Annotated in this window: 24 protein-coding genes and 4 pseudogenes; 21 read left to right on the plus strand and 7 right to left on the minus strand. The window is 69.4% G+C overall.

Annotated elements, in window-relative coordinates; all coding sequences use genetic code 11:
* Positions 1 to 164 precede the first annotated feature (164 nt).
* The 4 genes and pseudogenes from IG99_RS46150 to IG99_RS50575 all read right to left on the minus strand — a co-directional run.
* Positions 165 to 411: pseudogene (locus IG99_RS46150) on the minus strand (TerB family tellurite resistance protein); the annotation flags it as partial.
* A pseudogene (locus IG99_RS50565) lies at positions 412 to 707 on the minus strand (IS1380 family transposase); the annotation flags it as partial.
* Positions 708 to 1,059: 352 nt separating this feature from the next.
* The gene (locus IG99_RS50570; RefSeq protein WP_234312003.1) at positions 1,060 to 1,263 is read right to left on the minus strand and encodes a hypothetical protein; all 204 of its coding nucleotides are present in this window, start codon (positions 1,261 to 1,263) and stop codon (positions 1,060 to 1,062) included.
* A gap of 27 nt (positions 1,264 to 1,290) precedes the next feature.
* Positions 1,291 to 1,620 carry a hypothetical protein gene (locus tag IG99_RS50575; protein ID WP_234312004.1) on the minus strand — a complete coding sequence of 110 codons (330 nt, stop codon included), beginning with the start codon at positions 1,618 to 1,620 and terminating at the stop codon, positions 1,291 to 1,293.
* 554 nt (positions 1,621 to 2,174) lie between these two features.
* Here IG99_RS50575 and IG99_RS29575 point away from each other — a divergent pair.
* The 17 genes from IG99_RS29575 to IG99_RS29660 all read left to right on the plus strand — a co-directional run bounded on the left by IG99_RS29575 (position 2,175) and on the right by IG99_RS29660 (position 18,825).
* Positions 2,175 to 3,224 carry a YihY/virulence factor BrkB family protein gene (locus IG99_RS29575; RefSeq protein ID WP_037679150.1) on the plus strand — a complete coding sequence of 350 codons (1,050 nt, stop codon included), beginning with the start codon at positions 2,175 to 2,177 and terminating at the stop codon, positions 3,222 to 3,224.
* Positions 3,225 to 3,280: 56 nt separating this feature from the next.
* Positions 3,281 to 3,835, plus strand: a complete 555-nt coding sequence (locus tag IG99_RS29580; RefSeq protein WP_037679152.1) for a phosphatase PAP2 family protein — start codon at positions 3,281 to 3,283, stop codon at positions 3,833 to 3,835.
* Positions 3,836 to 4,215: 380 nt separating this feature from the next.
* On the plus strand, positions 4,216 to 4,587 hold the full coding sequence (locus IG99_RS29585; RefSeq protein ID WP_037679314.1) for a phage holin family protein: 372 nt from the start codon (positions 4,216 to 4,218) through the stop codon (positions 4,585 to 4,587).
* A complete protein-coding gene (locus IG99_RS29590) occupies positions 4,584 to 5,162 on the plus strand; it encodes a DUF3618 domain-containing protein (protein ID WP_037679153.1) in 579 nt (192 codons plus the stop codon). The genes IG99_RS29585 and IG99_RS29590 overlap by 4 nt, the downstream gene beginning before the upstream one ends.
* 468 nt (positions 5,163 to 5,630) lie before the next feature.
* Positions 5,631 to 6,686 (plus strand): lytic transglycosylase domain-containing protein, encoded by a 1,056-nt coding sequence (locus tag IG99_RS29600; RefSeq protein WP_234312005.1) that lies wholly within the window; start codon positions 5,631 to 5,633, stop codon positions 6,684 to 6,686.
* A gap of 54 nt (positions 6,687 to 6,740) precedes the next feature.
* Positions 6,741 to 7,769, plus strand: coding sequence for an RNA polymerase sigma factor (locus IG99_RS29605; protein ID WP_037679158.1), 1,029 nt, complete (start codon positions 6,741 to 6,743; stop codon positions 7,767 to 7,769).
* A gap of 95 nt (positions 7,770 to 7,864) precedes the next feature.
* The gene (locus IG99_RS29610; protein ID WP_037679160.1) at positions 7,865 to 8,806 is read left to right on the plus strand and encodes an ABC transporter ATP-binding protein; all 942 of its coding nucleotides are present in this window, start codon (positions 7,865 to 7,867) and stop codon (positions 8,804 to 8,806) included.
* A complete protein-coding gene (locus tag IG99_RS29615; protein ID WP_037679161.1) occupies positions 8,803 to 9,573 on the plus strand; it encodes an MlaE family ABC transporter permease in 771 nt (256 codons plus the stop codon). Before IG99_RS29610 ends, IG99_RS29615 begins: the two co-directional genes overlap by 4 nt.
* A gap of 2 nt (positions 9,574 to 9,575) precedes the next feature.
* Positions 9,576 to 10,379 (plus strand): MlaE family ABC transporter permease, encoded by an 804-nt coding sequence (locus IG99_RS29620; protein WP_037679164.1) that lies wholly within the window; start codon positions 9,576 to 9,578, stop codon positions 10,377 to 10,379.
* A 5-nt stretch (positions 10,380 to 10,384) separates the two neighbouring features.
* Positions 10,385 to 11,620 (plus strand): MCE family protein, encoded by a 1,236-nt coding sequence (locus IG99_RS29625; RefSeq protein ID WP_037679166.1) that lies wholly within the window; start codon positions 10,385 to 10,387, stop codon positions 11,618 to 11,620.
* A complete protein-coding gene (locus tag IG99_RS29630; RefSeq protein ID WP_037679168.1) occupies positions 11,617 to 12,654 on the plus strand; it encodes an MCE family protein in 1,038 nt (345 codons plus the stop codon). The genes IG99_RS29625 and IG99_RS29630 overlap by 4 nt, the downstream gene beginning before the upstream one ends.
* Before the next feature lie 200 nt (positions 12,655 to 12,854).
* On the plus strand, positions 12,855 to 13,835 hold the full coding sequence (locus IG99_RS29635) for an MCE family protein (RefSeq protein ID WP_037679316.1): 981 nt from the start codon (positions 12,855 to 12,857) through the stop codon (positions 13,833 to 13,835).
* Positions 13,832 to 14,956: an MCE family protein gene (locus IG99_RS29640; RefSeq protein WP_234312006.1), complete on the plus strand. Its 1,125-nt coding sequence runs from the start codon at positions 13,832 to 13,834 to the stop codon at positions 14,954 to 14,956. The genes IG99_RS29635 and IG99_RS29640 overlap by 4 nt, the downstream gene beginning before the upstream one ends.
* The gene (locus IG99_RS29645; RefSeq protein WP_037679170.1) at positions 14,953 to 16,236 is read left to right on the plus strand and encodes an MCE family protein; all 1,284 of its coding nucleotides are present in this window, start codon (positions 14,953 to 14,955) and stop codon (positions 16,234 to 16,236) included. The genes IG99_RS29640 and IG99_RS29645 overlap by 4 nt, the downstream gene beginning before the upstream one ends.
* Positions 16,233 to 17,510 carry an MCE family protein gene (locus tag IG99_RS29650; RefSeq protein WP_037679173.1) on the plus strand — a complete coding sequence of 426 codons (1,278 nt, stop codon included), beginning with the start codon at positions 16,233 to 16,235 and terminating at the stop codon, positions 17,508 to 17,510. The genes IG99_RS29645 and IG99_RS29650 overlap by 4 nt, the downstream gene beginning before the upstream one ends.
* A 17-nt stretch (positions 17,511 to 17,527) precedes the next feature.
* Positions 17,528 to 18,004, plus strand: coding sequence for a hypothetical protein (locus tag IG99_RS29655; protein WP_107056057.1), 477 nt, complete (start codon positions 17,528 to 17,530; stop codon positions 18,002 to 18,004).
* Positions 18,005 to 18,045: 41 nt separating this feature from the next.
* Positions 18,046 to 18,825: a hypothetical protein gene (locus tag IG99_RS29660; protein ID WP_037679177.1), complete on the plus strand. Its 780-nt coding sequence runs from the start codon at positions 18,046 to 18,048 to the stop codon at positions 18,823 to 18,825.
* Between the two features lie 119 nt (positions 18,826 to 18,944).
* On the opposite strand, the gene IG99_RS47935 is transcribed toward IG99_RS29660, so the two are convergent.
* On the minus strand, positions 18,945 to 19,187 hold the full coding sequence (locus IG99_RS47935) for a DUF805 domain-containing protein (protein WP_051866045.1): 243 nt from the start codon (positions 19,185 to 19,187) through the stop codon (positions 18,945 to 18,947).
* Positions 19,188 to 19,256: 69 nt separating this feature from the next.
* On the opposite strand from IG99_RS47935, the pseudogene IG99_RS47940 reads away from it, so the two are divergent.
* Both IG99_RS47940 and IG99_RS29675 read left to right on the plus strand, forming a co-directional pair.
* Positions 19,257 to 19,727, plus strand: a pseudogene (locus IG99_RS47940) (succinyl-CoA--3-ketoacid-CoA transferase); the annotation flags it as partial.
* Complete coding sequence (locus tag IG99_RS29675) at positions 19,724 to 20,359, plus strand: CoA transferase subunit B (RefSeq protein ID WP_037679179.1); 636 nt, start codon at positions 19,724 to 19,726, stop codon at positions 20,357 to 20,359. The pseudogene IG99_RS47940 and the gene IG99_RS29675, both read left to right, overlap by 4 nt.
* 274 nt (positions 20,360 to 20,633) lie before the next feature.
* On the opposite strand, the gene IG99_RS29680 is transcribed toward IG99_RS29675, so the two are convergent.
* Positions 20,634 to 21,458 carry an SDR family oxidoreductase gene (locus tag IG99_RS29680; RefSeq protein WP_037679182.1) on the minus strand — a complete coding sequence of 275 codons (825 nt, stop codon included), beginning with the start codon at positions 21,456 to 21,458 and terminating at the stop codon, positions 20,634 to 20,636.
* A gap of 140 nt (positions 21,459 to 21,598) precedes the next feature.
* Here IG99_RS29680 and IG99_RS29685 point away from each other — a divergent pair, with 140 nt between their 5' ends.
* Positions 21,599 to 22,426: a helix-turn-helix domain-containing protein gene (locus IG99_RS29685; protein WP_234312007.1), complete on the plus strand. Its 828-nt coding sequence runs from the start codon at positions 21,599 to 21,601 to the stop codon at positions 22,424 to 22,426.
* A gap of 94 nt (positions 22,427 to 22,520) precedes the next feature.
* Here the strand turns inward: IG99_RS29685 and IG99_RS29690 are convergent, their stop codons facing one another.
* Positions 22,521 to 23,189: a flavodoxin family protein gene (locus IG99_RS29690; protein ID WP_078947974.1), complete on the minus strand. Its 669-nt coding sequence runs from the start codon at positions 23,187 to 23,189 to the stop codon at positions 22,521 to 22,523.
* A 510-nt stretch (positions 23,190 to 23,699) separates the two neighbouring features.
* Between IG99_RS29690 and IG99_RS29695 the strand changes: the two are divergent.
* A pseudogene (locus IG99_RS29695) lies at positions 23,700 to 24,401 on the plus strand (sugar isomerase domain-containing protein); the annotation flags it as partial.
* Positions 24,402 to 24,530: the final 129 nt, after the last annotated feature.

The raw sequence follows: 24,530 nt of genomic DNA on the forward strand, positions 1-24,530 counted from the left end.
TACTCCCTGAGGAGTAGTCGGCGGACGGCGCGCCGCCCCGGAAGGGGCGCGGGGCTGTTTCGATCTGCGGCTACCGCCGCGTGTGCGCGACCAGCCCTCACCGACCCGCAGCAGAAATGAATCCCCCGCCGGGAGGGCGCGAGGGGCCCGGGCCCACCCGGGGCTCACGACGGCGTCCGCGCCGCCGTGAGCAATCGCGTCACATCATCCGCACAGATCGTCAGCGCAGCGCCCACTGCAGCGAGGGTCTCCCGTTCGGCAGGCGTGTACGGCCCGTCGGCGAGAGCGATACGGGCGCCCCGGAGGAGGATGGCCTCCCGGCCGGCGGAGGGCCAGGTGGGGCGCCAGCGGGTCCAGGGCCTCGTGGAGCTCCATGGCCAGCCCGGGCCCGCAGGGTTCGCCGAAGATCCGGCGCCATGCGGTGGGGGTGGAGGCGACCGGACCGTATACCTCGCGCTGGTCGCTCAGGAGGGCCAGGTCGGCTATTGCCTCGCCGCCGTCGGCGAGCAGGTGCCGCACGGCCGCAACCGGTGCAGCGCATTGGCGAAGGAGCTGGTCAGACCGGTGGCATCGGCGAGATCGGCCAGCAGGCGTGATCCCGCGTGGCTGACCACTCCGTGACCGTCGGCCGAGACGACGAGCTTGGGACGCGGGTAATGTGCACGCAGAAAGTGCCTTCCTACTGTGGTGACAGAAGCCCTAGGCAAGCCTCATCGTCCCAGCTCACAAGGCACTTTCGTGTTTCCGATCAAGTTCCGGACACGGCAGCAAGTGAAACGCGCAGACTAGGCAAGTGAGCCGTGGAGCCAATCCGGGAGGTTGCGCGTCTTTGGCATGAGTGAGCCGGGGAGGAGACATGCGCCGCGTGGGTGGGGAGCAGCGGGTGAGGCTGCGGTTGGGCCGCCAGAGGCCAGCCAGGGTGAGCAGCGGTAAAGGACGGATGCAGCAGCCGGAAAGGCAGCTTCGCCAGTGGCGCGACCTCACCGTACTCGCGAGCCTCTTGGCCGTCCTGCTCACCGTTCTGGGGAGTACCAGGCGTGGACCCTCAAGGAGTCGCTGTCATTTCTTCACGTAGGCGACGGACGGGATGACCACCTTTTCGCGGACGTATTCCGGTTCCTGGACGCCCCTCACAGAGTCGTCCGCCATAGCACCCTTGCCATACGCGTCCCGGAGGATCGCCTTGAGGACGCGGAAAATGTTCACCTGGTTTCCGCGCCCCACCCCGTCCGTCTCCAACTCGTCCAGGAAGCGCTCGACCACGATGGGCGTAACCGAGTTCAGTTTCCGCTACCCGAGACGAGGGATGATGTGCACGTTGATGGAGCTGTCCACGTGCCATCCCGTCGAGTACTCCGTCATCTTGCGCTGACGAGGACGCCACTGCTTCGCGTATTCCACGATCGTCTGCTGACCGAGTTCGCGGCGAACCTCGGCGACGGATGGTGCCGTTGTCTTCTTCTCCGCGTAGATCTGCGTGAGACGCTCGATCGCATCGTCCTGCGTGTCGTAGCCGGCTTCTTCACGCTGCTTGCCGAGAGCGTCCCGGAACCGAATCGTGTACGGGTGCGGGCAACGGGTCGGCCTGGAACAACCGCACTCCTTGAAGAACGACCCCATCCCACGAGCAAGGTTGGACTCCTGGAGGACGGCTCCCTGCCTGCTTTGTGCAGGTCAAGGGCGGTCTTCACCGTACACAGGCACGCGTCGAACTCGAAGATGTCAAGGAACATCGGTTCACTCGCGCGACAAGGCTCTCTGCCTGCACTTTCACAAGAGCCTGGCTGCCGTGCCAGCGTTGACCTGGCATCTGCCCGGACAGCAGTTTCGTGATGTTTCGGGACCGATTCTGATCAGTTGCCGACTTACTTGATGATGCGTCAGGCAGATGAGCGGCCTCTCAACGCGCAAGCGCGAGGTATCGGCCGCAGCGGGTTCCTCAGCCGCCGCCCTCATGTGCCTGGCACCCGGTCACGGTCGGCGTCGTCTCCGGTCGCCCAGTCCGGCTCTGCCGCGGGGAGGCTGACTCCTTGCGGCTACAACGAACGGACAGCCCATCGGCGAAGCCCCCGATGAGGCGCGGCCGACATCCGCCTCACCTCTGGACGCCTGACGCCGCGTGGATTGGGCGCCTCGGTGGCGTAGGCGGAGCCTTGAGGGGTTACCCGACGCGTATGGCGAAGCTGCATCTTTCAGGGCGGAACGCACACCACGGCAGCCACGAGGCGCCGGCACCCGAGGAGGCCGGGCCCGGGGCCGAGGTCGAGCACCGGGCACCGGACACACCGACGAAACTGCCCAAGCGGGCCTGGGGCGGTGTGTTCAAGGGCGCCCTGCACGAGTTCAAGGACGACGAGCTCGCCGACCGCGCGGCAGCCCTGACGTACTACGGGGTGCTGTCGCTCTTCCCGGCGCTGCTGGTGCTCGTGTCGCTGCTGGGCATCACCGGCAAGTCGGCGACCGACGCGGTGCTGGCCAACATCAAGAAACTGGCCCCCGGTTCGGCCCGGGACATCATCACCCGGGCCGTGGAGCAGCTGCAGAGCAACGCCGGCGTCGGCTCCCTCATGGCTGTTGTCGGCATCGTGCTAGCGGTGTGGTCGGCCTCAGGCTACGTGGCCGCCTTCATCCGCGCGGCGAACGCCGTCTACGACATGCCCGAGGGCCGCCCGGCCTGGAAGATCCTTCCCGTACGCCTGGGCGTGACCGTCGTACTGATGGTGCTAGCTGTGGCCAGTGCCCTGATCGTGGTGTTCACCGGCGGCCTGGCCCGCCGGGCCGGTACCGCGCTGGGCGTCGGCGACACCGCGATGACGGTGTGGTCGATCGCCAAATGGCCCGTCCTCGTCGTCCTGATCACCGTCATGATCGCCATCCTGTACTGGGCGAGCCCGAACGCGAAGGTGAAGGGGTTCCGGTGGGTCACCCCGGGCAGTCTCCTTGCCCTGGTGATCTGGGTGATCGCCTCGGCCGGGTTCGCGTTCTACGTGGCGAACTTCGCCTCCTACAACAAGACCTACGGCACCATGGCCGGCGTCATCGTCTTCCTCGTCTGGCTGTGGATCACCAACCTGGCCATCCTGCTGGGCCTGGAGTTCGACGCCGAGACCGTACGTCAGCGGTCCATCGCGGGCGGCCTGCCACCGGACACCGAGCCCTACACCCAGCCCCGCGACACCCGGAAGTGGGACGAGGACGACCGACGCCGCCTGGGCGAGGGCTGAACCGCCACCCGATGATCTTGGGCATAGGTTCATGACCTGCGGGATACCTGCACTGCATGAGACTTCTGGCAGGGTTGCACGACGCGGATCGGTCGCTGACCAAAAAGGCGGCCTCCCGCATCCCGCCCCGCGTCGGCAAAGTGCTCTCGGCAGTGGAGGAGACCGCCGAGAGCACGAAGCTCTGGTGCGGCACCGCCGCCGCGATGGCGTGGCTGGGCGGGTGGCGCGGCCGCAAGGCGGCGGTCATCGGCCTGGGCTCCCTGGTCCTCGCGCAGCTGATTTCGAACGGCCTGTGCAAGCAACTGGCCGACCGGCCCCGGCCACCGAAGGACTGGTTCCCCCACGACGAGGTCGATGACCGTCCCAACTCCTCCTCCTTCCCTTCCGGACACACCGCCGCCGCGGTCGCCTTCACCGCGGCCGTCGCACCCGCGTGGCCGGCCGTCGGCGCAGTATGTGCCCTGCCGTCCGCCATGGTGGCGCTCGAGCGGGTGCAGAGTGGCGCCCACTATCCCAGCGACGTAGCCACCGGCGCCGTCATCGGCCTGGCCAGCGCCTGGCTCACCCGCCGCGCCCCTGGACTGATCCTGCGCCACCGGCTCTCCCTGTGACTTCAGGCGGATGCCCTGGCGGTGCAGCACGCGCCGCTCCGTGAGACAGCCGACAAACCACACCTGCAGGTGATCTGCTTGACCACTCAGCCGGTGCTCGCCCCGGCGAACTCGGCGTCAACCCGCCCGCCCGCGTACACATCGAGTCGAAACGCAGTCAGACCTGCTGCACCTACCGCGTCATTGGGCTCCAAGCGGGCCACACCGTGGGCCCTGAACTCGTCTGTTCGGGGTACCCGCGCGGTCATCGGAACTGACCGGGCGCATGACTGGGCCCGGCCTGCAAGAACGCAAAGGGACAGGAGGTGACCGCCGTGTCGAGCACGCAGCCGCACCATGCCGGATCCGGCCTGACCACGGACCGCTCCAATCAAGAGCCGGTGGGCGAGCTGGTGCAGCGGGCCTCGCAGCAGCTGACGGAACTGGTGCGCGGCGAACTGCGCCTGGCGCAGGCGGAAATGAAGGAGAAGGGCAAGCGCTACGGCAAGGGCGGTGGCCTGTTCGGCGGCGCCGGAGTCGTCGGCTTCCTGACGGCACAGGCACTGGTCGCCACCGTGATCGCCGCGCTGGCGGTGACGCTGCCGGTGTGGGCAGCTGGGCTGATCGTCACAACGGTACTGGGTGTGATCGCCGCGGTGATGGCCATGAGTGGAAAGAAGCAGGTGGACCAGGCCGCGCCGCCCTCACCCGAGCAGACGGTCGAGAACGTGAAGGCCGACGTGACCGAGATCAAGGAGAGTGCGCACCGATGACCCAGCCGCCTCACGACGAGCCCACCGCCTCCAGCCCCGAGGAACTGCGCGAGCAGGTCGAGCAGACCCGGACCGAGCTCGGGGAGACGGTCGAGGCACTCGCGGCGAAGACCGACGTCAAGGCGCACGCCCAGGAGAAGGCCGCCGAGGGCAAGGAACAGGCCGCCGCGAAGGCCGGAGAGCTGAAGGAACAAGCCGTGGTGAAGACCGCGGAACTGAAGGAACAAGCCGTGGTGAAGACCGCGGAACTGAAGGAACAAGCCGTGGTGAAGACCGTGGAACTGAAGGAACAAGCCGTGGTGAAGGCCGGGGAACTGAAGGCTAAGGCCGCCGACCTGGCCCACCAGGCGCAAAACCGCCTGCCCGACCCCGTCAAGGACAAGGCCACCCAAGCCACCGAGCAGGCCCGGGCCAAGGCCGCCCAGGCCGGTCAGCTGTGGCAGGACGAGGCGCCCGAGCCGGTTCGGCAGAAGACCGCCCAAGGGGCGCAGCTGGCGTGTGACAACCGCAAGGTGCTGCTGGCCGCGGCGGGCGTGGCCGTCCTGGTGTGGCTGACCTGCCGCCGCAAGGGGTGAGCGGGTGAAGGCATCCGAGAACGCCTACAAGCCGGTCGGTCTCGCGCTCGGCGCCGTCAGCGGCACGCTGCCAGCCTGACAGCGGAGGGCTCGACGGCGTGCAGCATGGCCGGCACGTCCATCAGGCCGTGGGCGCAATCTGCGACCGCCTGGTCGGGCCAGGCGACCGGTGCGACTTCCGACGCCGTCGGTTCCGACAACCGACCTGCCTGGTGAAAGCCCGCAAGCACCCGGTCATTGGGCCTCGGCTCGACGACCTCGCCCAGGCGGGCGCTCTCGGCCTCTTCCCCAGCCTGGGCACACGCGCCTGCCCACGGTCCCCGGTTCGAGACGGTGTGGAGCTCGACGGCGGACACGCTGCCGGTGCAGACGTACTCGAGGACCTTCTCGACACCCGGGTCATTCCGACGGACGCGCCTCCCTCCCGCGTAAAGCAGACGACAGCAGCCCACAGGGAGGGATCGCGACGTGGCAGGGCACATGGTCAGGGGCGTCAAAGGTGCGGTGATCGCGGCGGCGGCGATGGCGGCGCTGACCGCTTCACAGGCACCGGGTGCGGCCTCAGTGCGGGCCGCCGTACCAGCGGAGTGGCCCGCCGGACACGGGCCGAGCGTGTCCGGCGACACCCCGTACCGCACGGAGCTTCCTCCGCTGGCGCGGGCCCGGACGGGGAAGAAGGCTTTGGTGGGCGGCGCCGCGCTGCCCGCGAGCGTCTTCGCCGCGTACCGGCACGCCGAGGCGGAGCTCGCGCGCACCGCGCCCGGCTGCCGCCTCAGGTGGCAGCTGCTGGCCGCGATCGGCCAGGTGGAGTCGGGGCAGGCCCAGGGCGGCCGGGTGACCGCGGCCGGCACGACCGTGACGCCGATTCTGGGTCCGCGCCTGGACGGCGGCGCCTTCGCCGTCGTACGGGACTCGGACGGTGGCGCGTACGACGAAGACGTGGTGTACGACCGGGCGGTCGGGCCGATGCAGTTCATTCCGTCGACCTGGGTCAGCTGGGGCGCGGACGGGAACGGCGACGGGCGGGCCGACCCGGACAACATGTTCGACGCGGCGCTCGCCGCCGGGCGCTATCTGTGCGCGGCCGGAAGGGACCTGTCCGAGCCCGCCGGCCTGGACGGGGCGATCCTCGGCTACAACCACTCGGCGACGTATCTGCGCACGGTCAGGGCCTGGTACGCATACTTCCTCGAAGGTCACCGGGTGGTTCCTGACGACTCCGCCATGACGTCGATACAGCCCTCGCGTCAGCCCGGGCCTTCGGGGGCCAAGACCACACCGAAGCCGAAACCGTCACCTCGCCCGAGGGCCACACCGTCGTTGAAACCGTCCGCCCCCGCTTCGCCGTCGCCCTCCAACTCCCGTCCGGCGGACGGGAAAACGACGGAACTCGTGGTTCCCGTGCCCGACCCGTCCGTCAGCCTGCCCACCGACGACCCGCTCCCGAGCAGCGCTCCGCTGACCAGTAACAACGGGAACTCGATGGCCTTCGCCCCCTCCACAACGGCGGCTACCGGGCGGTAATGTCGCCGCACGCCGGACGGGACGAGACCGGCGGGTGAGCGCGAAGGGGCCCTCATGGCGACGGACATGCCTGCGGAGATACGAGCCGCCGACGACCGTTGGCAGCTCATGTGGAGCCACCGCGAGCAGTTGCTCAAGGTGGCCCGGCGCAGGTCGATGAGCCGAGAGGACGCCGAGGACGCGGTGCACGAGGCGATGCTGCGCGCGGCGGAGCGGCCCGACCTGGACGACGAGCGGCTCGCTGCCTGGCTGACGACGGTGACCATGCGGCTGTGTGTGGACCGCTATCGGCAGGTCAACCGCGAGGCCGAGGTCCGCACCAGCCCGACACTGGTCGCTCCCGGACCGGTGCCGATCGAGGAGGCGGTGTGCGACCGGGCCGAGGCCAGGTGGCTGGCCAGGCGCAGCGGAGAGCTGCCCACCCGCCAGGCGGAGGCACTGCGGCTGAAGTCCGAGGACCTTGATGTGAGCCAGGTCGCCGTCCGGATGGGGCTGAGCTACCGGACCGTCGAATCCCTCCTTGCCCGTGCCCGGCGCACGCTGCGCGCCTCGCTCGCCGGGACGCTCGGGTTCGCGCTGTTCATGATCGGGCGGGGGCGGCTGCGGGCGGGCGGCAAGGCGCAGGCCGTGGCGGCCACGTCGGCGGCGGCGACCCTTGCGGTGGCGGGGTTCGTGCTGCCGTACACCCTCCACGGGGGCCGACCGGACACGCCGCCCCGGTCCGCCGCGTCCCCCGTGTCGGACGCCGCCACCGCGACCGCGGGGCCCGACGGCGCCGACCGGACGCCCGCCCCGAGCACCCGCCAGTTGTCGGCCGCCTCGCCGACTCCCAGAGGGACGCCGTCGACCGGCACCCACGGCCGGTCGCTGCTGCCGCTGTCGGTGCCGTCCCTGCCGACGGCCTCACTGTCACCTGTGCCGGGCGTTCCCGAGGTCCCGAGCGTGCCGAAGTTGCCGAGCGTGCCCGGCCTCCCCGGCCTGCGGGACGCGTCCACGGCCCTGACGACGCTGCCGGCCGTCCCGGAGGCCTCCGCCACGCCGTCCGTCCCGGTCGCCGTACCGACGCCGACCGCCCTGCCGTAGGCCGTCGAAAAAATCTCCCTCTCCCGCGACGGACCCCCCGCCTCTCCCCGTAGAGCAGATGTCGGAGCTGCTCCACGGGCCGAAAGGTGAAACGGATGGGTGTCGAGATCTGTGTGGAAGGGCTGACCAAGTCCTTCGGTCACCAGGTCATCTGGCAGGACGTCTCGCTGACGCTGCCCGCCGGGGAGGTCTCGGTCATGCTCGGCCCCTCGGGCACGGGCAAGTCCGTCTTCCTCAAGACGCTCGTGGGACTCCTGAAGCCGGACTGCGGCTCGGTGAAGATCGCGGGGCGTGACATCACCAGGCTCCGTGAGCACGAGCTGTACGAGGTGCGGAAGCTCTTCGGCGTGCTGTTCCAGGACGGCGCCCTGTTCGGCTCGATGAACCTGTACGACAACATCGCCTTCCCGCTGCGCGAGCACACCCGCAAGTCCGAGAGCGAGATCCGGCGCATCGTGCTGGAGAAGATGGACATGGTCGGGCTGATCGGCTCGGAGGGGAAGCTGCCCGGCGAGATCTCCGGCGGGATGCGGAAGCGGGCCGGTCTCGCCCGCGCCCTCGTACTCGACCCCGAGATCATCCTCTTCGACGAACCCGACTCGGGCCTCGACCCGGTACGCGTCGCCTATCTCAACCAGCTCATCGTCGACCTCAACGCCCAGATCGACGCGACCTTCTTGATCGTCACGCACGACATCGCCTCGGCCCGCCAGGTCCCGGACAACATCGGGCTGCTGTTCCGGCGCGAGCTGGTCATGTTCGGGCCGCGTGAGGAGTTGCTGACCAGCGACGAGCCGGTCGTCCGGCAGTTCCTGAACGGCCGGATGCAGGGCCCGATCGGCATGGCGGAGGAGAAGGACGCCGCGCAGGTCGAGCAGGAGCTGGCCGCGCTGGGCGACGGCAGCAAGACCCCTGGCAGCCAGGCGCTGACTCCCCGCCTGCTGCCGGGACCGGGCATCACCCGACCGCCCCGGTGGGAGGCGATCGCCCGGCACGAGGCCGAGCTGCGGCGCCGGAAGGCGGTGGCGGACGCATGAGACTGTCACCGAGCGGAGCGCTGCGGCACTCGGGAAACCTGTTCGCGATGGCACTGGACGTCGTCCGGACCATGCCCCGAAGGCCGTTCCAGGCGAGGGAGTTCATTCAGCAGGCCTGGTTCGTCGCGAGCGTCACCATCCTCCCCACGGCCCTCGTGTCCATCCCGTTCGGCGCGGTGATCGCGCTGCAGATCGGCAGCCTGACCCGGCAGCTCGGTGCCCAGTCCTTCTCCGGGGCCGCCTCCGTCCTGGCGGTGCTGCGGGAGGCGTCGCCGATCGTCACCGCGCTGCTGATCGCGGGCGCGGGCGGCACGGCGATCTGCGCGGATCTCGGGGCGCGGAAGATCCGCGAGGAGATCGACGCGATGCAGGTGCTCGGCATCGACCCGATCCACCGGCTGGTCGTACCGCGCGTGCTGGCGTCGATGGTGGTGGCGGTGCTGCTCAACGGCTTGGTGTCGGTGGTCGGCGTGGCCGGCGGCTACTTCTTCAACGTCGTCCTGCAGCACGGCACGCCCGGCGCCTACCTGGCGTCCTTCACCACCCTGGCCCAGCTCTCCGACCTGTGGGCGGCGGAGATCAAGGCGCTGGTGTTCGGGGCGATCGCGGCCATCGTCGCCTCGTACAAGGGGCTCACGGCGAAGGGCGGGCCGAAGGGCGTGGGCGACGCCGTGAACCAGTCGGTGGTGATCACCTTCATGTTGCTGTTCGTGACGAACTTCGTGATGACCGCGGTGTACTTCCAGGTCGTCCCGCAGAGAGGCTGAGCATGGCGCTGTTGAGAAGTCTCGAGGAGCTGGGCAGCCAGCTCTCCTTCTACGGCCGCTCGCTGGCGTGGACGGGCCGCACCGTACGCCGCTACAAGAAGGAGATCCTGCGGCTGCTCGCCGAGGTGAGTTTCGGGCGCGGTGCCCTCGCGGTCGTGGGCGGCACGGTCGGCGTGATCGCCTTCCTGTCGTTCTTCACCGGCACGGAGGTGGGTCTGCAGGGGTACGCCGCACTGAACCAGCTCGGCACGTCCAACTTCGTGGCGTTCCTGTCGGCGTACTTCAACACCCGGGAGATCGCCCCGCTGGTGGCCGGGCTGGCGCTGTCCGCGACGGTCGGCGCGGGGTTCACCGCCCAGCTCGGCGCGATGCGGATCAGCGAGGAGACCGACGCCCTCGAGGTCATGGGCGTGCCCTCGCTGCCGTTCCTGGTGACCACCCGGATGATCGCCGGTTTCGTCGCCGTCGTCCCGCTCTACGTGATCGGGCTGCTGTCCTCGTACTTCGCCGCCCGCACCATCACCACCGGCTACTACGGGCAGTCGGCGGGCACCTACGACCACTACTTCCAGCAGTACCTGCCACCGGCCGACGTGCTGTGGTCCTTCGGAAAAGTGCTGGTCTTCGCCGTCCTGATCATCCTGGTGCACTGCTTCTACGGCTACTACGCGAGCGGCGGCCCGGCGGGCGTCGGCGTCGCGGTGGGCCGCGCCGTGCGGACCTCGATCGTGGCGATCAACGTCCTTGATTTCTTCCTGTCGCTCGCGATCTGGGGCGCCAACACGACCGTTCGGATTGCGGGGTGAACCGTATGAGGGTGCTGAGACTGCGGTTGTACGGCGTGGTGTTCATCGCCGTACTCGCACTGCTGTTGTCGCTGTCCGTCGCCGTGTACCAGCAGGTGTTCACCCCGGCCGTACGGATCGAGCTGGAGGCCGACAGCCTCGGCAACCAGCTCGACCCGCGGGCCGACGTCAAGCTGCGCGGGCTGCTGGTCGGCGAGGTGCGCGAGGTGCACGCCGACGGGGCAAAGGCGACGCTCGACATCGCGCTCAAGCCGGAGTACGTCCCCGACATCCCCTCCGACGTACGGGCGCGCCTGCTTCCCAAGACGCTGTTCGGTGAGAAGTACGTCGACCTGGTCGCGCCCGCACACTCAGCGGCCCGCCCGGTCCGGGCCGGTGATGTCATCACCCAGGACCGCACCCGCGTCGGCATCGAGGTCCAGCAGCTGATGAACGACCTGCTGCCGCTGCTGCGGACCGTGCAGCCCGCCAAGCTCAACGCCACACTCTCCGCCTTCGCCACCGCCCTCGAAGGGCGCGGCGACCGGATCGGCGACAACCTCACGCGCGTGGAGTCCTATCTGCACCGCCTCAATCCTCATCTGCCGTCCATGACCGAGGACTTCGCCCGCCTGGCCGATGTGGCCGAGGTGTACGGTGACGCGGCGCCGGACCTGATGGACATCCTGCGCAACACGGTCACCACCAGCCGCACCGTGGTCGAGCAGCGGGACCGCATCGCGTCCGCGCTCACCACCACGGCCGGAGTGGCGGCCACCGCTGACGACTTCCTCCAGGCGAACGGCGACCGGCTGATCACCCTCGGCCGGGTCTCCCGCCCGACGCTGGAGCTCTTCGCCCGCTACTCGCCCGAGTACCCCTGCCTGCTTGCCGGCCTGGTCCACGAGGAGCAGGCCTCCGAGCAGGCGTTCCGGGGCGGCACCATGCACATCACCCTCGAGGTGGTGCGCCAGCAGGGGGCGTACCAGCCCGGTGAGGAGCCCCGGTACGCCGACCGGTCGGGGCCCAACTGCCGCGACCTGCCGCATCCTTCCGTGCCCGCGCCGGAAGTCCACCTCAACGACGGTTCCCAGCCGGGAAGTTCGGCTGGTCCGTCCGGTGTCTCCGCCACCCGGGCCGAGCAGCACGCCGTCGGCTCGCTCGTGTCGCCCGTGCTGGGCGTGCCCGCCGACGAGGTGCCGCCGGTCATGACGCTGCTGTTCGGGCCGATGGCGCGCGGGACGGCGGTGAGCGTCGCATGAGAAGCACAGGCGCCCGGCAGACCACCGCCCCGCTGATCAAGTTCAGCCTCTTCGCGCTGGTGACGATCCTGGCGACGGCGCTGCTCGCCGCCACCATCGTCAACCTCTCCCTCACCCCCGGGCGCACCTACCGTGCCGTCTTCAGCGACGTCACCGGCCTGGAGAAGGGCGACGACATCCGGGTCGCCGGGGTACGGGTCGGTGAGGTCGAGGACATCCGGATCAAGGACCGCACACTGGCGGAGGTCACCTTCACCGCCGGCGCGGACCGGCCGCTGCTCACCAGCACCCACGCGGTCATCCGCTACCGGAACCTGGTCGGGCAGCGGTACGTCGCCCTGACCGAGGGCGCGGGCGACGGCACCCGGTTGAAGCCCGGCGCCACCATCCCGCTGTCGCGCACGCAGCCCGCGCTGGATCTCAACGCGCTGCTGAACGGCTTCAAACCGCTGTTCGCCGCGCTCAGCCCGCAGGACGTCAACCAGCTCGCCACCGAGATCGTCAAGACGCTGCAGGGCGAGGGCGGCACGGTCAACAGCCTTCTGGTGCACACGGCCTCGCTCACCACGACGCTGGCCAATCGCGACAAGCTGATCGGTTCGGTGATCGACAACCTGAACACCGTGCTGGCGACGCTGGACAAGCGCGGCACCCGCTTCTCCGCGCTGCTCAAGCAGCTTCGGCGGGTGATCTCGGGTCTGTCCGCCGACCGCAAGCCCATCGGGGAGTCACTGGTGGGCCTCGGCGACCTGACGGAGGCCACCTCGGGGCTGCTGAAGGACGCGCGGCCGCCGCTGAAGGACGACATCGCCGGGCTGGCTGGTCTCACCGGAACGCTGAACGACAACGACAAGACGGTGGAGGGCGTGCTGAAGCGGCTGCCGAACAAGCTGAACGCACTGACGGGGGCCGCGTCCTACGGCTCATGGTTCAACTTCTACCTCTGCGACTTCGACGGCCGGATCGTGCTCCCGAAGACGAAGCAGGTACTCGCTCCCGACCTGCACGTGGCGAGGGCGAGGTGCGGATCGTGAGCCGCATGACCCGCAAGAACCGCCCGGAGCCGCTGTTCAAGGTCCGCGTCGATCCGCCGAAGCTGCCGAAGCTGCGGCTTCCGAAGGTACGGCTTCCGAAGATATGGCTGCTTCCGCGCCGGGCGCCGCGCCCGCAACCCTTGTTCAAGGTGCGCGTCGAGCCACCCAGGCTGCCGCGCATACGGATCCGGCGCCCCCGCCTGACGCCGTTCCGCGAGCACAATCCCGTGGTGATCGGAGCGGTCGGCCTCACCGTCCTCGCGCTGCTGACCGTGGCCGCTTTCAACGCCGACAGCCTGCCGTTCATCGGCGGTGGCAGGACGTACAGCGCGGCCTTCTCGGAAGCGGGCGGCCTCAAGCCCGGCGACGAGGTCCGGATCGCCGGGGTGAAGGTCGGCAAGGTCGACGACGTCGACCTCGACGGTGATCACGTCAAGGTCACCTTCAAGGTCAAGGGCGATCCGAAGTTCGGCACCGAGACCGGCGCGTCGATCCGGGTCAAGACGATCCTCGGCGCGAAGTACCTCGCGCTGAACCCCAAGGGGCCGGGGCAGTTGAAGCCCGGCAGCGAGATCCCGCTGCGGCGGACGGTCTCGGCGTACGACGTCGTGCAGGCGTTCAGCGACCTGACGACCACGTCGGAGAAGGTCGACAGCGACCGGCTGGCCAAGGCGCTGGACACGATCTCCACCACCTTCCAGGACTCGCCCTCCGAAGTCCGGGCGTCCATCAGGGGCCTGTCGAGGATCTCCCGGACGGTGGCCTCGCGTGACAAGGCCCTGAGCGAACTCCTGCGCCACGCCAACGGCACCACGGGCGTGCTGGCCGACCGCTCCAAGGACTTCACCGCCCTGCTCAAGGACGGCGACAAGCTGTTCACGGAGATCAGCAAGCGGCGCAAGGCGATCCACAAGCTGCTGAAGACCTCCGCCTCGCTCGGCATCGAGCTCTCCGGCCTGGTCGACGACAACAACAAGGAGATCGGGCCCGCGCTCACAGGGCTGAAAGGTGTGGTGCAGATGCTCGAACGCAACCAGTCGAGCCTCGACCGGAGCGTGAAGCTGCTCGCGCCGTACGTACGGGTCTTCACCAACACCCTCGGCAACGGCCGCTGGTTCGACTCCTACGTCCAGAACCTGGTCGCCGCCCCGGTGGCGCCACGGACCGGAGGCACGCAGTGAAGAGCCTGAAGAGACGCCTGGCGCTGCTCACCGCGCTGGTCCTCATCGCCGCGCTCACCTACGTGCTGTGGCCACGGCCCGAGCCGGTGCACGTCACCGCGTACTTCCCGCGCACCGTCGGGATCTATCCCGGCTCGGACGTCCGCGTCCTCGGCGTGCGGATCGGCGAGGTCAAGGAGATCAAGCCCGAGGGCGACCGGGTGCGGGTGGAGCTGGAGTACGACGAAGGGCGCAAGGTCCCCGCCGGCGCCAGGGCCGCGATCATCAACTCCTCGGTGGTCAGCGACCGTTACGTACAACTGCTGCCGGTGTACCGGAAGGGTCCCGTGCTGCGGAACGGTGCTGTCATCCCGGAGTCGCGCACCGCCGTACCCGTCGAGCTGGACCGCATCTTCGACAGCCTGCACACCACGGCCGACGCGCTCGGCCCCGAGGGCGCCAACAAGGACGGTTCCCTGTCGCGGCTGCTCGGGGTGAGCGCGGACAACCTCGACGGTCAGGGCGAGAACCTCCATCAGACGGTCCACGACCTCTCGCAGGCGGTCACGACCCTGTCCGACGGCCGCACCGACCTGTTCGGCACGGTGGAGAACCTACAGGTGTTCACGGCGGCACTCGCCGCCGACGACAAGAGCGTGCGGTCCTTCGACACCAGCCTCGCCCGGGTCGCGAAGCAGCTCGCGGGCGAGCGCAAGGACCTCGCGGACGCGCTCACGAACCTGGGAACGGCGCTCGGTGATGTGTCCGCCTTCGTGAAGAAGAACAAGAAATCGCTGACCACGGACGTGAAGGGCCTCAGCAAGGTGACCAAGGTGCTCGTCACCCAACGCGCCGCACTCGACGAGCTCTTGCGGGTCGCCCCCACGGGCCTGTCCAACCTGAACAACGCCTACAACCCCTCCTCCGGCACCCTCGACACCCGCAACAACGCCCAGCAGGCACAGGACCCGGCCTCGCTGCTGTGCTCCGTGCTGAGGACGACCGGCGACGAGGGCGGCAAGAACCCCGACTGCAAGGAGCTGAAGAAACTCTTCGACTCCCTGCCCGAGCCGGCGCAGGGCTCCGCAGTGACGGGCACGGTCGACCGGACGCTCGGCGGGATCCTGGGGGCGAGCGCATGAGCGTACGCCGCATGGGCGGGGCCATCGCCTGGGCGGCGGTCGGTTCGCTGCTGCTGTCCGGCTGCGAGTTCAACGGCTGGTACGACGTCCCGCTGCCCGGCGGAGCCGCCGCGGACGGTCACGCGTACCACGTCACCGTCGAGTTCCGCGATGTCCTCGACCTGGTGCCGCAGTCGGCGGTGAAGGTCGACGACGTCACCGTGGGCGCGGTCGAGAAGGTGCGGCTGGACGGCTGGCACGCGCGCGTACGGCTGCGGGTCGCCGACTCGGTGAAGCTGCCCGCCAACGCGGTCGCCGAACTGCGGCAGACCAGTCTCCTCGGCGAGAAGTACGTGGCACTGGCCGCCCCGACCGGCACGGCGGCCGTGGGCCGGCTCCGCGACGGCGACCGCATCCCGCTGTCCCGCAGCGGCCGCAACCCGGAGGTCGAGGAGGTGCTGTCCGCGCTGTCCGCCCTGCTCAACGGCGGCGGGGTGGCCCAGCTCAAGACGATCACCGTGGAGCTGAACAAGGCCCTCGACGGCCGGGAGAGCCGGATCCGGTCCCTGCTGAAGGAGCTGAACACGTTCATCGGCGGTCTGGACGACCAGCGGAAGGACATCGTCCGCGCGATCAAGGCCGTCGACCGGCTCGCGGGGCGGCTCGGGAAGGAGAAGGAGACCATCGCCAAGACCGTCGGCACGATGCCGCCCGCCCTGAAGGTCCTCGCCCACCAGCGGCGCGATCTGACGAAGATGCTCACCGCCCTGTCGAAGCTCGGCACGACGGGCACCAAGGTGGTCACCGCCTCGCACGACGACACGGTCGCGAACCTCAAGAAGCTCCGGCCGATCCTGCAACAGCTGAACAAGTCGGGCAATGACCTGCCCAACTCGCTCGAGCTGTTGACCACTTACCCGTTCCCGCGCAATGCCGTGGACGCCGTCAAGGGTGACTACGTCAACCTGCACATCAGCGCCGACCTGGACCTGACGGACCTCTACGGGAACACGACCGGCGGCAGCTCCGGCCGCGGCAAGGGGGGTTCCCCGGCGCCCGGAATCCCCGACGCACCGCGCCTCCCGGACCTGCCGAGCGTCCCGGCGCCGGCCCCGCTGCCGAGCACACCGAGCCTGCCGTCGTCACCCTCGGTGCCGTCGGCTCCCTCGGGCGGCGGCGGCAGCGGCGGCGGGCCGTTGTGCCCGCCGGTGTGCACCAGCAGCTACACCACCGGCGCGAAGCCGCCCGAGGGGATCGACCTCGCGCTCGCCGAGCTGATGCTGAAGGGGGTTCAGCCGTGATCACTCGTACGGTCAAGGCGCAGCTGCTCGCGTTCGCCACGGTCACCGCCGTCGGGGTGTCGTACGTCGGCGCCGAGTACACCGGCCTGGTGGACGACGTCCTGGACCGCGGCTACACGGTGCGGGCCGACTTCGCCGACTCAGGGGGTGTCTTCACCGGCGCAGAGGTCACCTACCGTGGGGTGCCCGTGGGCCGCGTCGGGGCGCTGCGGCTGACCGGCGCCGACGGCGTCTCGGTCGCCCTCGACATCGGCGACGGGGCACCGCGCATCCCGGCGGACACCCTCGCCGTGGTGGCGAACCGTTCGGCGGTGGGCGAACAGTACGTGGATCTGCAGCCGCGTACGTCCAAGGGTCCGTATCTCCTGGACGGCAGCACCATACCGCGCGGCAGCACCCGTGTGCCGCTGCCCACGACGGACCTGGTCCTCAGCCTGGACCGGCTGGTGAACTCCGTCGACAAGGACGATCTGCGGGTCACCGTCGACGAGTTGGGCAAGGCCTTCGCCGGCACCGGACCGGACCTGAGCCGGATGGTGGACTCGGGCAACGCGCTCGTCGAGTCGGCGTCCGAGTCGTTGCCGGAGACGATCTCGCTGATCGAGGACTCACGGAAAGTCCTCAAGACACAGGCGGACCAGGGTTCGTCCATCAAGTCGTTCGCGCACGACCTGGCGGCGCTGACCGCACAGTTGAAGTCCAGCGACGGGGATCTGCGCAAGCTGATCGGCAACGCCACGCCGGCCGCGCAGGAGGTCAACTCGCTGCTGAAGTCGACCGGGCCACAGCTGTCGGTCCTGCTGGCCAACCTGATCAGCGGCGGCCAGGTCACGCTGGCCCACCTGCCCGGCGTGGAGCAGGCTCTCGTCACCTTTCCGGCGCTGGTCTCGGGCAGCTACACGGTCGTCCCGGGCGACGGCACCACCCACTTCGGGCTGGTGGTGAACGCCGGCGACCCGCCGCCGTGCACCCAGGGGTACGGCACGGCACGGCGGGACCCCGCCGACACGAGCACGCGCGAGGCGAACCGCGACGCACACTGCACGGCCCCACGCGGCAGCAAGACGTCGGTGCGGGGCGCGCAGAACGCTCCCGGCGCGCAGGCCGCGTCCGACGGTGCGGAACAGACGGCGTACACCACGCCGTACGACCCGGAGACCGGCACCGCGACCGGCCCGGACGGAAGGCCCGTCGAGATCGGCTCGACGGGCGGCCAGCAGACGGTGTTCGGAAAGGAGTCGTGGCAATGGCTGCTCGTCGGTCCCATGGCGTGAACGTGAGGTTGTCCGGGATGAACGGGGCGTGGACAGTCGGCCTCGTCGTGGCGACCGTCCTCACCACCGCGGCCGCCCTCTGGCTGAGTCTCCGCCTCCACCAGCAGGACGAGACGGAGCAGCGGCGCCAGGAGGTCCTGGGGGCGGCCCGCCAATCGGCGCTGAACTTCACCTCGCTCGACTACCGGCATTACGGCCGGGACAGCGCGGACGTGCTGAGGAGCGCCACCGGCAGCTTCAAGAAGCAGTTCACCGCGCAGACGGCGGAGCTGACCAAGCTCGTCGCCGCGAACAAGTCGGTGTCCGAGGGCCAGGTCCTCGATGCCGGCATCGTCCGGTCCGACGCCCACTCGGCCCGCGTCCTGGTGGTCGCCGACAGCAAGGTGACCAACACCGCCGTTCCCCAGGGGCAGGCGCGCACCTATCGGCTGCAGCTCGACCTGGTGCACCAGGGCGGGCGCTGGCTGACCTCCGACGTCGAGTTCGTGGGCTGACCGACACCCGCAGACAGCCACCAGTAGTGAGGAGCACGACCATGGGGAACGCGACCTCCCGAGGCCGCACCGCCGGCTCGCCCGCCCGCCGGACGATGACCGCGGCCGCCCGCGCGGCAGCCAAGCGCGCCAAGCGGACGGAGCACGTGAAGCGGCCCGAGGGACCCCTCTCCCCCGAGGCACCGCTCTCAGGGCCGTCCGGGCTGGGCGAGCCGTCGGCGGACGGCTGGGACGACCCGCTGGAGCCGTCGCCGGAATGCCTGGAGCAGGACCCGGAGTCCCTGGCGGAGCCGGACGGCAGCGCGCCTCCGCCGCGCTCCGACCGGCGGCGGCTCACCGCAGTACTCGGTGTCCTCCTCGTGGCGGGTCTGATCGCGGTCGCGGTGCTCGGGTGGCACTACGCGCAGGGGCGTAGGACCGAGGACGCTCGGGCGGAGGCGCTCATGGCCGCGCGGAAGGCGGCACCGGTCGTGCTGTCGTACGACTACCGGCATCTGGACCGGGATTTCGCCCGTGCCCGTGACCGTCTGACCGGGCACTTCCGTGACGAGTACCGGAAGACCACGACGCGTGTGGTCGGGCCGACGGCCAGGAAGTACCACGCGGTGGTGAAGGCGACGGTGGCCGAACCCGCGAGCGGCGGCAGCCCCGCTGCCTCCGTCGTGTCGGCCTCGGCGGACAAGGCCGTGGTCCTGCTCTTCGTCAACCAGGTCACCGAGAGCACCCAGGTCTCGGGTTCCCGTCTGGATCTGAACCGGGTCCGGATGACGATGACCCACACGTCCGCAGGCTGGAAGGTGAGTGCCGTCGACGCACTGTGAACCGCCCTCTTCTGCTGCGCTCCCGTGCTGTCGCGCGGGGGCGCCTTTTTTGCGTCGTCTTGTTGCACCGGTCGTGAATATGGATCGCAGCGGTCTGCCGGCCGGTGAGCGTGACCCGGTCACCGTCGCGACGACGCAGGGGCCGGCATCGCCGTACCGACAACGGATCCCTCGTCTGCCTGCCAACCGACGGGGTGACCGACGGCCTTGGGGGAAGGGCCGTACTGGTTGGTGGCCGGGGCGCCGTCCGCCGCCATGGCCACGAGATACATGATCGGGCCGACTGCGGGGATCAGGGCGACGAACATCCTCCAGCCCGGCTTGCCGGTGTCGTGCAAGCGGCGGATGGAGACGCTCAGCATGGGCACGGCGAACGGCAGCAGGAGGATGCTCAGCAGAGGGGCGTTGGTCGCGACGCTGATCCCGAGGACCGCGCCGGCCGCGATCACGTACAGCAGTGCTACACCCCGGCGGGCGTGGGCACACAGGTCGCCGAAGGCGGTCTGCCCTGGCGCTACGCACCCGACGGCAGCATCGCCGTCGCCTCCCCGGCCAAGGAGTCCCGCACCTTCGACGGTCGCGACCACGTCCTCGAACACGGCATCACCACCGACTACGCCCTCGTCCGAGCCTGGCGCGGCGACACCCACGGCAACCTGGTCTTCAACAAGGCCGCCGCCAACTTCAACCCGCTGGCCTCCATGGCCGGTCGCATCACCATCGCCGAGGTCGAGGAACTCGTCGACCCGGGCGCCCTCGACCCCGTCACGATCCATGTCCCCGGCATCTTCGTCCAGCGGATCGTGGCCCTCACCCCCGGCCAGGCCGCCGACAAACGCATAGAACATCTCCGAATTTCCGCGTCTTCGACGCCTACGACACGAGGGACCGTACGCGCATGAGCTGGACCCGCGACCAGATGGCCGCCCGCGCCGCCGCCGAGCTGACCGACGGCAGTTACGTCAACCTCGGCATCGGCCTGCCCACCCTCATCCCCGGCCACCTCCCACCCGGAGTGCATGTCGTCCTGCACTCCGAGAACGGCATCCTCGGCACCGGCCCGTACCCCCGCGAGCACGAGGTCGACCCCGACCTCATCAACGCGGGCAAGGAGACCGTCACCGTCCTGCCCGGCGCGTCCTTCTTCGACTCCGCGCTCTCCTTCGGCATGATCCGCGGCGGCCACATCGACACCGCCGTCCTCGGCGCCATGCAGGTCTCCGCCACCGGCGACCTCGCCAACTGGATGATCCCCGGCAAGATGGTCAAGGGCATGGGCGGTGCGATGGACCTCGTCCACGGCGCCCGCCGCGTCGTCGTCCTCATGGACCACACCGCCAAGGACGGCAGCCCGAAGATCCTCGACGAGTGCACCCTGCCCCTCACCGGCAAGGCATGCGTCCACCGCGTCATCACCGACCTCGGCGTCATCGACGTCACCGACAACGGCCTGCTCCTCGTCGAGACCGCCCCCGGCGTCACGACCGAGGCGATCGCGTCGGCCACAGCCGCGAAGCTGCACACGGCCACCTGAGCCACGCCGACGTGGCCGCGGCGCACAGCCGGGCGGTTGACCGCGACAGACCAGTGGGCGGCTGGCATCACAGCCGCAGTCCTGGAAAAACGAACCCATACCGCGAGCGAGCTGACGAGCCACGAAGCAAACCTTCCGAGCGGGAGCCGGGCATCTGTGCCCAGGCCCCCGCCGCGGCGATCCCAGGTCAGCAAGCCAGGACGCTTGCGCGCCCCATGCTGACCGTTTGCGCCAGGGATCCCACATGCCCGCCGGCCGTTGTCGTGCCTTACGGTTACGCGGCGTTGCCCTGGGCCTGGGTGGCGACGTCGGCCCATTCCTGCCAGGTCTTCACGCGCTCGGCATAGACCTGCGGGACGAAGTGGAGCGGGAAGTCACCGAAGAACACCCGCAGCGGCGGGTTCTCGGCATCCACGACCTTCAGCAGCGCCGGGCCCGCAGCGGCCGGATCGCCGTTGGGGACGCCGGCGAGATTGGCGGTCACGGCCGCGTGCAGCGCTTCGTAGGCAGGCAGCCGCTCGGCGAAAGCGGCGGAGGAACCGCCCCAGTCGGTGGCAAAACTACCCGGCTCCACGAGAGTGACCTTGATCCCGAAGCCGGCCACCTCCTGCGCGAGGGAGTCGGTGAGCCCTTCCAGAGCCCACTTGGAGGCGTTGTAGCCACCGACCAGGGGGAAGGTGATCACGCCGCCGACGCTGGAGATCTGCACGATGTGTCCGCTGCCCTGCGCCCGCAGGATGGGCAGGACCGCCTGGGTGACCCACAGGGCGCCGAAGAAGTTGGTCTCCATCTGGTCGCGGACGTGGCGCTCTGTCAGCTCCTCGATCGCACCGAACAGTCCGTAGCCGGCGTTGTTCACGACGACGTCGAGGCGGCCGAAGTGGTCGTGCGCCCGCTTCACGGCCGCGAGTGCGGCGCTCTTGTCGGTGACGTCCAGAGTCAGCGGGAGGATCGCGTCGCCGTGGACGGCCACCAGATCCGCCAGGGAGTCGATGTTGCGGACGGTAGCCGCGACCTTGTCGCCACGCTCCAGGGCCGCCTGGGCGAACTGACGACCGAAGCCACGCGACGAACCGGTGATGAACCAGATCTTGCTCATGGAAAAACACTTCCGTTCGAGATGGAGTCTTAATTAGATACTTTAAATCTAATCGATACTCAGTATCAAATGGAGTCTTCGAGTCGATCGAGTACGCTGCACCACGATCAGTGAGGCGGGTTCGGACTAGACGCAGCGAGTTGAGGGAGTTCCTGGGCTCGCGCAGGGCCCGGCTCAGGCCCGAAGACGTGGGCATGACCTCGTACGGCAGGCGGCGGGTTCCGGGACTGCGGCGCGAGGAGCTGGCCCAGCTGGCGGGGGTGTCGTACGCCTACTACGCGCGCCTGGAGCAGGGATACGGCGAGACCATGTCGGCCGAGGTGCTGGACTCCGTCGCCCGGGCCCTGCGTCTGAGCGATGAGGAGCACGAGCATCTGGTCCGGCTGGCCCAGCCCGAACGGCAGAGCGCGACGCCTGCCGCTCCTCCGCCGCAGCGGCTGCGGCCCAGCGTCCACCACCTGCTCAACGCGCTCGGCGTACCCGCCTACGTCGTCAGCCGACGCTTGGACATCCTGGGGTGGAACCGACTTGCCACCGCCGTCCTCGGAGACTGGGGTGGGCTCCGGCCCGAGGAGCGCAACGTGGCCCGGCTGATCTTCCTCTCGTCCGAGACGCGTGAGAGGTGCGCCGGCCCGGGCCGCACGGCCGAGGAAGTCGCCGGCGTACTACGGATGAACGCCGGCAAGAGCCCCGGAGACCCCCATCTCTCTTCACTGATACAGGAGTTGTCACACAAGAGCGAGGACTTCCGACAGCTGTGGGCACGACATGAGGTCATTTGCGGGAGCGGCGGCGATGTCGTGCGGATGCGGCATCCAGTGGTGGGAGAGTTCGACCTCGTCCACGAACCCATGGCGCTGCCGGGAGGCACCCCTATGCGGCTCGTCACCTACCACGCCGAACCGGGCTCGCGCTCGGAAGAAGCCCTGCGCACGTTGGCCAGGTGGGAGAGGGAACCGCTGCGCTGAGACCTGGTGGTGAGGGAGAGCTGAGAGCGCAGGTCGAGGGTCGGGGCGAAGCAGTGGTTCGCCGCCCGTGACGTGGGCCTCGGTGCCGTCGGGGTCACGGGCCGCGATGCCGACGCGGCAAACGATCTCGCCATGGGGAAACAGGTGGGCCCTGGCCAGCTGGGGCAGGCCCTCTACGGGCATGCAGTAGGTGCGGTGCGGATTGCAGCCGCCGGTCAGGGAAAAAGGTCTTGGCCCGGGCCGGCGCGTCGGTGTCCTTCAGGACGTCACCCGGTGCGGTGCCGTTGCCGCGCAGGACGCCACCGAGGTTCATCTGCATGTACGCGGCCCGGTTGTTGATGGTGCTGACGAGCGGTTCGGCGAGCCAGGGCAGGCCACCCGCGGAGGTGGTGACGCCCCAGAGGGTGCGTCCGGCCGTGGTCGCCCTGAAGTCGAGACCGGAGGTGTACAGCCAGGACGTCCAGGTGTCCAGGTAACGCTTGGTGTGGGAGGACAGCGAGTACCAGTACACAGGGGAAGCGATCGGGATGTCGGTCGCGGCGAGGGTGGCTTCGAAGAGCAACGCCAGATTGCCCTCCTCGGGCCGCGTGGCGTGCCCTTCGCCGTGCCGCAGGTCGTCGAAGTAGGGGAGGGGATGCTCGGCGAGCGAGATCCACTGCTGCTCGATGTCGGCGGGTAGCTGCGCGGCGGCTTGGCGCGCGAGCAACTCGGTGTTCCCGTTGCTGCGGTGACTGCCGAGGAGGAAGAGGAAACGGCGGGACAAGGCAATCTCCTTGGTGGGGGCGTGGTCGACTGCTGGCGGCGTCATGGCTGCCGGGTCCCAAGGGCGCCGATCTGGCCCGGCCGTGCGCGGCCGGGGGGTGCAACACCATCGGCCGCCGCCCGACCGGGCCATCAGTGCGGAACGACATCCACTGTGCGGCACGCGTCCCGATCCAACGAGCAGCCAGTTTTGGGACGACTCGGCTACGTACCACTGCCGTTGGTACGTCTGCCAGTAGCAGCCGGACTGGCCCGAGCACCGGTCGGCTCACGGAACCGCCTTGCGACGGTGCCGCTGGTCACCGCCGTCCGACGCCCGCGGCGATTGGCCATAGGTGTCGCGGAAGTCTCCCCGGAGTCAGCATCCGCAATACCGTTTGGTTGCGTCCCGGGAAGTGGTGTACGGGTTCCCACCTGATCCGGGTGTTTGGCCTGGCGTCGGAGTGAGGGCCCGGATATGAGAACGGCCACCGGCTGACTCCACCCGCCGGACTTCAGTGACGACTTCGGGGCCGCGATGCGCGCCCATCTCCGCATGATCGAGGAACACAACACCGCCGCCCTGGACGTGGTGGCGGCTCGGCTGCTCGATGTGGAGCGCACCGGCCGGGTCGTGCACACCACCGCGGCGGGCCACAGCGTGGCCGCGGTCCTGGAGACCTTCTACCGCGCCGGCGGACTCAGCTGCGTACGCCCCTTGTTCCATCCGGCGTTGCTGCCGCTGAACGGCGCTCAGGCAAGTACCGAGTTGGAACGAGTCAGCGGGCTCGCGGCGACGTTGGTCGCCCCGGCGGGCGTCCAGCCCGGCGACCTGGCGGTCGTCTTCTCGAACTCGGGCGTGAACGCGTTCCCGGTCGAGGCCGCCCACGAACTCAAGCAGCGCGGGGCCTACGTCGTGGCCGTCTCCTCTCGCCTCCACATGGCACAGGCGCCCGCCCGGTCCTTCGCCAAGCTCGGTGATGTGGCGGACACGGTGCTGGACACCGCCATCCCGCCCGGTGACGCCGTCGTGCCCACGCCGAGCGGAGCGACCGCGTCGATATCCACGATCTGTTCCGCCTACCTGTGGGATCTGCTGTTGGCTCGTCTGGCCCGGCTCTCCGTATCCCAGCAGGTGTCCCTCCCCCTCTGGCGCAGCTCCAATCTGCCCGACGGCGACGCGATCAACCAGCGATACCTCGACGACTACCGGGCAGCCATCCCGATGCTGTGAGCTGCCGAGGCGGCCGGTACTCCTGCGGGAGAGAAGGCCGTGCCGGAATGGACCCCGACTCGCGCGTGATCGCGTCGAGGTACGTTTCACTGGCTTCGCCCCACTGAACGTGATCAGCCCCAACGGGGC

This window comes from Streptomyces griseus subsp. griseus, assembly GCF_000720255.1.
GTDB lineage: Bacteria > Actinomycetota > Actinomycetes > Streptomycetales > Streptomycetaceae > Streptomyces > Streptomyces griseus_I.